Below are 8,461 nucleotides of genomic sequence, written 5' to 3'. Positions count from 1 at the left end.
CTTTTACTATCTATTACGGAACCCCGGATTTCATTGCGATTGCGCACCAGTATCAGGCGTCCGGGAAACTGCCGGAACTGACGCTTCAGGTGACGAACGAAGACGCGTCAACGTCGGTCGGTACGCAGACGGTGGCCTACTATGGCGTGGTACTGAGCAAAATCCCGCTCTCTCTGCTGGATGAATCGGCGGACTATCTGGAAGAGGAAATCAGCTTCACGGCATCCAGCTTCGAGCCGTTAAGTAATTTTAATGCCCCCGTCAATCTGGGCGGCTGATAGGAGGATGGCACATGAGTAGTTTGGAAGCATTCCTGCATCCCGTACAGGCGCAGGAAACAAAAGAAATCATCATTTCCAATCGGTTTCAACAGGACGGAAAGCCTGTCCCGTTTGTGATCCGGGCTTTGTCTGAAGAGGAAAATCAGAAAATCCGCGAAAGCTGCACACGCAAGACCAGGAATCGCGCTGGAAACATCTCCTCCGAGTTTAATGCGAACGCTTTTTCCGTAAAAATGCTGATTGCGGGAACCGTGACGCCGGATTTTAATTCGACGGAGCTGTGCAGTGCTTACGGAACTATGGACCCGATGGAAGTGCCCGGAAGGATGCTTCTGGCGGGGGAGTACGGCAGGCTTTCCGATGCAATCGCCGAGTTGTCCGGATTCGACGACGATATCGAGGAACAGGCAAAAAACTAATTGAGGGTGGGATGGACCGTGACACCGCAGTGGCGTATTACCTGTGCGTGCGTCACGGTGTCCTGCCCCATACGGTATTGGATATCCCGGAGAGAGAAAAGACATTGATCCTTGCCATGGCGCAAAAAGAGGCCAGGGACGCGAAAAAGGGGTGAGTAAATGGCAGAAATCAGAGACCAATTAACACTGGTAGACCGATTTTCCAATACGCTGAATCGGTATGCAACCAAAATGAGTGCATCCGCTAAGATGACCAGATCGGCGGAGCGGCAGGTAACCGCGGCGAATACCAGCATGGCGGGAACCACCAGCGCAGCAATGGTGGCCGCGGCAGAAAGCACGGTTAATTCCACGGTTGAAATCTCCGGTGCGACGCAGAACCTGATTGACCGTCTCGCCTCCGCGCAGGACGCATTGGCGCAGTCGTTTACATCCACGCAGGCAGAGCAGAATCTTGCATCGCTGGAGCGGCAGATGAAGCGTGTGGGGCTTGTTTGGACATCCACGGCGGCAGAGGAGGAATCCGCAATACTGCTGGCAAGGGACAGCCTGAGTGATTTGGCACGGCAGGGGTTGATTACAGCAAACACCATTGCCCGGGGTGCGTATCAGGAAATGCAGGCGAGGCAGCAAGCGGCGGCTGCTGCTGCAGCAGAAAAAGCAGCGGCGCGTCAGGCCGCGGAGGATAAAAAGGCCTTTGCCGAGGCGGAAAAGCTGACGGCTTGGCTGGTAAAGGAAACCGCTGCTGCACAGCGAGAAGAGGCTGTCGCGGCGCGTGCTTCCTCAGCGGCGCACCAAGGCATTATAGGCCGATTGGCGCAGCATACCCAAGGGCTGATTAAAAACGCCATTGCCTCTGCCAAAGCACGGCAGGCTCACGACGCATTGGGGAATAAGCTGATGCGAATGGGGGCGCTCCTATTCACCGCCCGCAGAATCATGCGGTTCCTTGCGGATACCATAGAACGTGCGCCGAACGGCATTCAGAAGTCGTGGAGCACAATGACCAACGGTCTTCGGGATACTTTGGCAAGAGGCTTTGTTTCCATGCTGAAAGCAATGCAGCCCGCGATGGATCGGTTTAACAAATTCATGTCAAGCCCCGCGGGACAGCGCATGGCGAGGGGTCTTCAAACGGCTATGAGCTTGCTTGGGCAGGTTGTCGGGGTGGTTCTTGATAAGATCACGGCGCTGGGTGAGTGGGTCGGAAATAACTTTACGACGGTGATGGAAGTGGCGGGAGTGTTGGCGCTGGTCTATGCAAAGAATATGTTAGCCGCTGCCGCCGCTACTGCAATTGCAAATCTTCCTTTGCTACTCACTATCGGCTTGGTTTCAGCGGCGATTGTCGGATTGCAAAAGGCTGGATTTACAGCGCAGGACATTTTTACTGGAATTGGTCAAGCGGCTGGAACGCTCTACGCATTTGTCTATAACTTGGTGGCGATGGGATACAACATGTTTGCCTCTGCTGCGAATTTTGTTGGGAACGTGTTTAAAGACCCGGTTGCGTCCGTCAAGATTTTGTTTCTAGATATGGCGATTACCGTGCTTGGACACATTCAGAAAATGGCACAGGGCATTGAGGACTTGATCAACAAAATTCCGGGCGTTTCCGTAAATCTGACTTCCGGGATCGATGCGCTATATAACGCTGCTACGAATAAGCGCGACCAAATTAAGGCTGATTCCGGCTGGACTCAGTACGTAGACCCTATGTCATACAAAGACTATGGCACGACTGCTAACGCGTGGGGCGATAAATTTGGCTCTTTCGCAGACAAGTTCACCAACTTTTCTCTCGACCACACCACGGCGGCGGCACTCAAGAACATCGACAAGAATACTTCCGCAATCAGCAAAAACCTTTCCGACGAGGATTTGAAGTACCTCGAAGACGTGGCAATCCGAAAATACGAGCGCAATTCCAGCGTCACCCTTGCACCGCAGATCAAAGTAATGATGCAGGGCAACGCGGATAAGTCTGCCGGATACGACGTCGCGAACGCCATTGCGGACATTCTGGCGCGGCAGGCGGCGTCCCACACCAGCCTGACCACGTAGGGGGGGTAAACCATGCAAAACCAGTACGGAATCTATCTGACGGCGGAGAACGTGACAATACGATTCCCCGTCAACCCGCAGGAGCTTTCGATTTCATACACCCAGAACAACGAGACCTACAATGTGCTGGCGCAGGGCGAAATTGTTCAACCGAGGAAACCCGTCCTTGCTAATATCTCGTGGGATGACGGGCTGCTTCCCGGAAGCTATAATTCCCCGTATGTTCTGACATCGGGAGATTTTAGAGCCCCGGAATTCTACATCAAGTTTCTGAACCGCTGCAAGTCCCTCGGGACAGTCTGTACGCTGACGATTGACCGACGATACGAGGACGGCACGCCGTTTCACTCGGACTCCTTCTCTGTGGTGGTGGGTGATTTCACTCCCACGGAAAAGGGCGCGGAGACGGGGGATTTCTACTATTCCATTGCGCTTACGGAGTACCGGGACTATATCCCCGGTTCCGTGACGCTGGAGCAAAAGACATCTTCCTCGGCAGTTGCGGTTACACAGACCGCGCGTGCAGTACCCGCGAGTAAGCTGGTGGTCGGCGCAAAGGTCACGGTGACAGGGGCCTACTACTACACCAGCGCCGGGGCCAACCCGCACGGAAACGGAAGCGGACGTACTGCGGTTGTGTCGCGGATATTGACCTCCGGGGCCTATCCGGTTTTGCTTCGCACAACTGCTGGCGGCTTGCTTGGCTGGTGCAAAAAGGATGCGGTGAAGGTGCAATGACGTATTCCTTGCTTATTGAAAACCGCAACAGCGGGAGAATCTACGAGTGCGCCACGCTGACAAAAACCGTAACGCTTTCCACAAAGCGGACAGGCTCCCCGGCATCCTTGACAATCGACCTTCTGAAAGGCGGGGACTTAGCGTTCTTCGAAGGGGACCCTGTGCGTTTTTCTGTGGATGGGCAACTACTGTTTTACGGTTATGTGTTCATCAAAGAAAAAGACCGCTGGGGGAATATATCTATCACGGCGTACGACCAGACGCGCTACCTGCTGGCAAAGCAGTCATACCGTTTTTCGGGTGTGACGGCAGAGGGGATTATCCGACGTATCGCAAATGATTTCCAGCTCAACGTGGGCGCTCTGGCAAGCACCGGGTACACCATCCCATATCTGGACTTCGGGAGCGGCAAGGGCTGTCTGGATATCATTCAGAACGCCTTGCAGCAGGTCACATTGAACACTGGAAAAGTGTTTGTATTCTACGATGACGGTGGAGCGCTGGCGCTGAAAGAATCCGCACAGTGGCGTTCTAGTGTGACCATCGGGGACGGTTCTCTTGCGACGGACTACACCTATAAAACCGACATTGACAGCGATACATACAACGCGGTCAAGCTGGTGCGGCCGAATGAGAAGACCGGACACGGTGATGCGTACGAGGTTCGGGACAGTGCCACCATCAAGAAGTGGGGCTTCTTACAGTATTACGATCAGGTGGACGAAAATCTCACCGACGCGCAGATCAAGTCCATGTCGCAGACCATGCTTGCCTATTACAACCGGGTGTTGCGGACGCTCTCTGTTGAATCGATGGGCATCCCCGGCCTTCGGGCGGGGCAGATGATTTTTATTAAGATCAAGGATATGGGTGACATCTCGCTTTCCAAATATGTGATGCTGGAATCCGTGGAGCACACGTTCGAGGAAGGCAAGCACACGATGAAATTAGAAACCAGAGCGCTGAACGGAGATTGATATTTTGGAATTGATTGAGGTAATCCAGTCTATTACGCAGGGGGTCGTGAAAGCGTCTGATCTCACTGATCTGTCAATTGGGACGGTTTCAAAAGTTTCACCGCTGCAAATCACAGAGGAAAACGTGAGTGACCCCATTCCGGCGCAGGCGCTGCTTCTAACGGCTGCGGTTGTGGAAAAAAAGATCACCACGCTGCGGCACAGACATTCCATTTCCAAGTCATATCCCGGATGGAATACGCTTGAAGCTTCAATTGAGGATGCACTTGTAGATACGCAGTGCTACGAAGCTGGAAAAGCGCTCACGAATGAACCCGGATATGTCACGCTGAACCGGGGGCTTGCGGTTGGAGATCGGGTCTTGATGCTCCGCGTATCCGGTGGGCAGCGGTATATTATCTTATCCAGAATTTTTGAGGGGGGCTGACCATGGCAACTCTTCCAACGGGAGCCACATTGGGGATGGAAGTCACCTTTGAAAGCTACCCGACAAGAACCTGGCACGTCGACCAGAACACATGGCGAATATCTGGATTTACGGATGAACTAAAGGCCATGGCGCAGGCAGTTCAGATTGCGCTGAATATCCGTCGGTTCCGGTGGCAGATATATACGCCCGATTCCGGGCACGAGATAGATGCCGAGGGATACAGCTTTGAAACAGCGCGGGTGCGGCTGACAAACCAAATCCGGGACGCTCTCTTGCAGGATGACCGAATTACGGACGTGGCCGACTTCACATTTACTGCGCCGGAGCCGGGAAGCATGGTTGCGGCCTTTACTGTGAAAACCATTTTCGGAGACCTTAGAACGGAGGTGACGGCGTGATTGATTTTTCTGACAAAAACTTTGAGAATCTGCTCAAAACGATGCTTGGGAATGTCCCCGGCGATGTGGACAAGCGGGAGGAATCGCTAATCAATACGGCGCTTGGCCCTGCCGGATACGCGCTGGAGGATGCGTACATAAATCTGGAACAGATGCAGGCGGGAGCACATGTCCAAACGGCGGTTGGCTCCGATTTGGACGCCTGCGCCGCCGACATGGGGATTTCCCGCAAAAGCGCGACGGCGGCGGTGAGACTGGGCGTATTCAACGTATCTGTTCCGCTTGGAGCGAGATTTTCAACAAACGAAGCCAGCGCCGTCAGCTTGGTTGTAACGGCTGTCTCCCCGGAGTATCAGCTCGCCTGCGAGATGCCCGGAAGTGTCGGAAATAACTACACCGGCGACCTCGCGGCGATTACCTATGTGGACGGACTGACCGTGGCACAGGTCACAGATATCCTGATCCCCGGAGAGAATGAGGAAAGTGACGATTCTCTTCGTTCCCGCTGCATTGACCACCTGAACAGCAATCCGTTCGGCGGAAATATTGCAAGCTACCGGGAATCAGTGGGGGCGATTGACGGCGTTGGTGGCGTACAGATCTATCCGACATGGGATGGCGGAGGAACGGTAAAGCTTTCTATTGTCGGTTCGGATGGTATGCCTGCCAGTGGTGAGCTAATAGATACTGTGCAAACCGCCGTCGACCCGACGCAGAATTCGGGGCAGGGCTATGGCCTCGCTCCAATCGGGGCGCAGGTAACCGTTACTGCGCCGACGGTGATATCTATAAATGTTTTGGCAACGGTCACCGTGGCAAACGGCTATACGCTGGAACAGCTGACGGAGCCTATCCAGACTGCAATCAGTCTGTATATCAAGACAGTGCGTGATTCGTGGGCGGTACCCATCACCGCCGGAGCAACGGACTATGCCTCTGTAATCTACCGGGCCAGAGTCATGACGGCGATTCTTTCTGTTACAGGCGTGGTCAATGTGACAGGCTTGCTTCTCAACAATCTGGACGCTGATTTGCAGCTCACGGAGACCGGGGCGGAGCAGCAGCTCCCGGTACTGGGGACGGTGATGCTGAATTGATGGACGCGAATTTGATTCAATATTTGCCGGACTGGTTCCGGCAGATCAAAGATTACCAATATTTGATACAGACAGAGACAGGACAATTTGAGATCCTTGCCGCCCTGATTGATGCGGTGCACCAGAACTTCTATGTTTCCACAGCGGACGAGGGAACTATTTCTGACTGGGAAAACCTGCTCCATATCATTCCGAATGCGCAAATAGAAACGCAGGACTTCCGGCGGGCAAGGATTATCAACCGGCTGTCCTATAACCCGCCGTTCACTCTGCCGTATCTCTATAACCGTCTTGATCTGCTGATCGGTAAGGGAAAGTGGGCTGTCACGGTCGACTACGGAAACTACACGCTCTATGTGGAAGCGGCGGCAGAAAATCAGGCGTGGGCGGGAGAAGTGCTGGCGACGATCAACACGATTAAGCCCTGTCACATTGTCTACACGTCCCGTCCGTTGCTCTCGGCTGCACTGCGCATCAGCGAAACGGTCAGCTTAAGCAAGGCGGTTTACAACTATCGGCTTGCATATTGGGGGCTTGGGCAGCTCCCGTTTACCAGTCAAGAGGATTTGGGGGTGATTGTCACGGCAGACCAGAGTACCATAAAAACCGCACTGCTGAACGGCGTAGCATCGTATACAGCGTCAGATGTAGCAAAGGCACGAATCAACGGCAGCATTGAAATTACTAATTTTCTAGCAAAAGAAGCATCTGGGGACACGGCGACCATCTCCTATGCGGTGGCAGCAGATCAGGCGGCTATCATCACGCAAATAGAACTGCTGAACGCTGCGGGGGGTGTTTTGGAAAAGGCGCCTGTTTATATCCCGGTCAGTGACCCGGTTAATATCACGCATAGAATCCCGGTAAAGGAGGGAACGGCCTAATGGCGGACAAACCAATCGCATCGAATCTTCCGGCGGACTTGCCTACCAGCTGGCAGACAAATCAGATTGTCAGCCCGAACGGTACGGAAGTTGGCCTTGATGTACGGCACGGGTTCAATTATCTTGCAAAGCAGGTAAATGACGCGCAGACGGGTGTGAACACGCTTAATAATGCTTTCACGGGACTTGCGGCGGCAAACCATACGCACACGGCGGCGCAGGTGGGCGCAGACCCCTCCGGAAGCGCGGCGGCGGTACAGGCTAGCCTGAATGCCCACGCGGGCAACACCACAGCACACCTAACGGCGATGGAGCGGGCGGCGTGGAACGGGAAGGCAAACACCGTCACCCTATCCGGCTGGGTTCCGTTGGGCTGGATCGCATCCGGTGATTACTTTTATCAAAACGCCACGGTAACGGGGATGCTGGCAACGGATAATCCAATTGCGGACATTCTGACGGGGAGCGACAACGCCGCCAACAAGCTGTATGCGGAGGCGTGGGGCAAGGTGCTGCGGGCCGTTACCTACGACGGCGGTGTGCAAGTCTGGTGCACGGAAGCGCCCGCCGTGGCGCTACCATTGCAATTTAAGGTGGTGCGGTAGATGGGAGAGGCATTGGTATCCCGCAGGGGCGGCAGTGCTACAAAGTGCAAAATTACAAACAGTAGCGGTGGCTCGCTGGGTGTCCGATTTACGGAGGCCACAGCAACGAGCTTAACACAGGGACAGAGCGTTGAAGTGCCGGTTAATAGTATTGTTTGGATTAGTCGCGGCGGTTATATCCCCGCTCCAAATCCAAGTGAAAACTGCCCGCTGGTGTACAGCTTTAACGGAACCAATGAGTTGCGCTGCGTCAAAGGCAATGTAGCATTTTAAAGTTTAGGGGAGGAACAGTCCATGACAAGAAAACACAAGTCCGCACACACACACACACACACACACACACACACACACACACACACACACACACAATTAGTTTTGTCTGCCTGTTGCGGACGCTCTGCGGGAGGTGCTTGCAATGGGTGAGTGTATCTTGGCAGGGCATCCGCAGGGCGGCAAAATCGGGTACGGGACGTACACCGGAAACGGGCAGGCAACGCGGACAATCTCACTGGGCGTCACGCCAAAGTGGGTACTGGTGGTCGGGTCGGATGGGCAACCGTTTAGGTGT

At 54.1% G+C, this 8,461-nt stretch carries 12 protein-coding genes; all 12 read left to right on the top strand.

The features are described 5' to 3' along the window. Positions 1-278 (top strand): phage tail tube protein (locus RTK01_RS14645; RefSeq protein WP_312281681.1); only part of this gene is annotated, 278 nt, incomplete at its 5' end. Between the two features lie 14 nt (positions 279-292). Further along, the gene (locus RTK01_RS14640) at positions 293-700 is read left to right on the top strand and encodes a phage tail assembly chaperone (protein WP_312281680.1); all 408 of its coding nucleotides are present in this window, start codon (positions 293-295) and stop codon (positions 698-700) included. Between the two features lie 11 nt (positions 701-711). After that, complete coding sequence (locus tag RTK01_RS14635; protein ID WP_312281679.1) at positions 712-855, top strand: hypothetical protein; 144 nt, start codon at positions 712-714, stop codon at positions 853-855. 4 nt (positions 856-859) lie between these two features. Next, a complete protein-coding gene (locus RTK01_RS14630; protein ID WP_312281678.1) occupies positions 860-2,764 on the top strand; it encodes a hypothetical protein in 1,905 nt (634 codons plus the stop codon). Between the two features lie 12 nt (positions 2,765-2,776). After that, positions 2,777-3,502, top strand: a complete 726-nt coding sequence (locus RTK01_RS14625; protein ID WP_312281677.1) for a hypothetical protein — start codon at positions 2,777-2,779, stop codon at positions 3,500-3,502. Then, entirely contained in the window at positions 3,499-4,479 is a 981-nt protein-coding gene (locus RTK01_RS14620; RefSeq protein ID WP_312281676.1) for a hypothetical protein, read from the top strand. Before RTK01_RS14625 ends, RTK01_RS14620 begins: the two co-directional genes overlap by 4 nt. Before the next feature lie 4 nt (positions 4,480-4,483). After that, positions 4,484-4,906 carry a DUF2577 family protein gene (locus tag RTK01_RS14615; RefSeq protein WP_312281675.1) on the top strand — a complete coding sequence of 141 codons (423 nt, stop codon included), beginning with the start codon at positions 4,484-4,486 and terminating at the stop codon, positions 4,904-4,906. A gap of 2 nt (positions 4,907-4,908) precedes the next feature. Further along, positions 4,909-5,307: a DUF2634 domain-containing protein gene (locus tag RTK01_RS14610; RefSeq protein ID WP_312281674.1), complete on the top strand. Its 399-nt coding sequence runs from the start codon at positions 4,909-4,911 to the stop codon at positions 5,305-5,307. Continuing rightward, positions 5,304-6,404, top strand: coding sequence for a baseplate J/gp47 family protein (locus RTK01_RS14605; protein ID WP_312281673.1), 1,101 nt, complete (start codon positions 5,304-5,306; stop codon positions 6,402-6,404). Before RTK01_RS14610 ends, RTK01_RS14605 begins: the two co-directional genes overlap by 4 nt. Continuing rightward, positions 6,404-7,288, top strand: coding sequence for a putative phage tail protein (locus RTK01_RS14600; RefSeq protein ID WP_312281672.1), 885 nt, complete (start codon positions 6,404-6,406; stop codon positions 7,286-7,288). The genes RTK01_RS14605 and RTK01_RS14600 overlap by 1 nt, the downstream gene beginning before the upstream one ends. Next, entirely contained in the window at positions 7,288-7,893 is a 606-nt protein-coding gene (locus RTK01_RS14595) for a hypothetical protein (protein ID WP_312281671.1), read from the top strand. Before RTK01_RS14600 ends, RTK01_RS14595 begins: the two co-directional genes overlap by 1 nt. Beyond that, the gene (locus RTK01_RS14590; protein ID WP_312281670.1) at positions 7,894-8,166 is read left to right on the top strand and encodes a hypothetical protein; all 273 of its coding nucleotides are present in this window, start codon (positions 7,894-7,896) and stop codon (positions 8,164-8,166) included. The last annotated feature ends 295 nt before the right edge of the window (positions 8,167-8,461 follow it).

It is taken from the genome of Oscillibacter sp. (assembly GCF_031978065.1).
Lineage (GTDB): Bacteria > Bacillota > Clostridia > Oscillospirales > Oscillospiraceae > Oscillibacter.
This window is presented reverse-complemented; position numbering and strand designations above follow the sequence as displayed.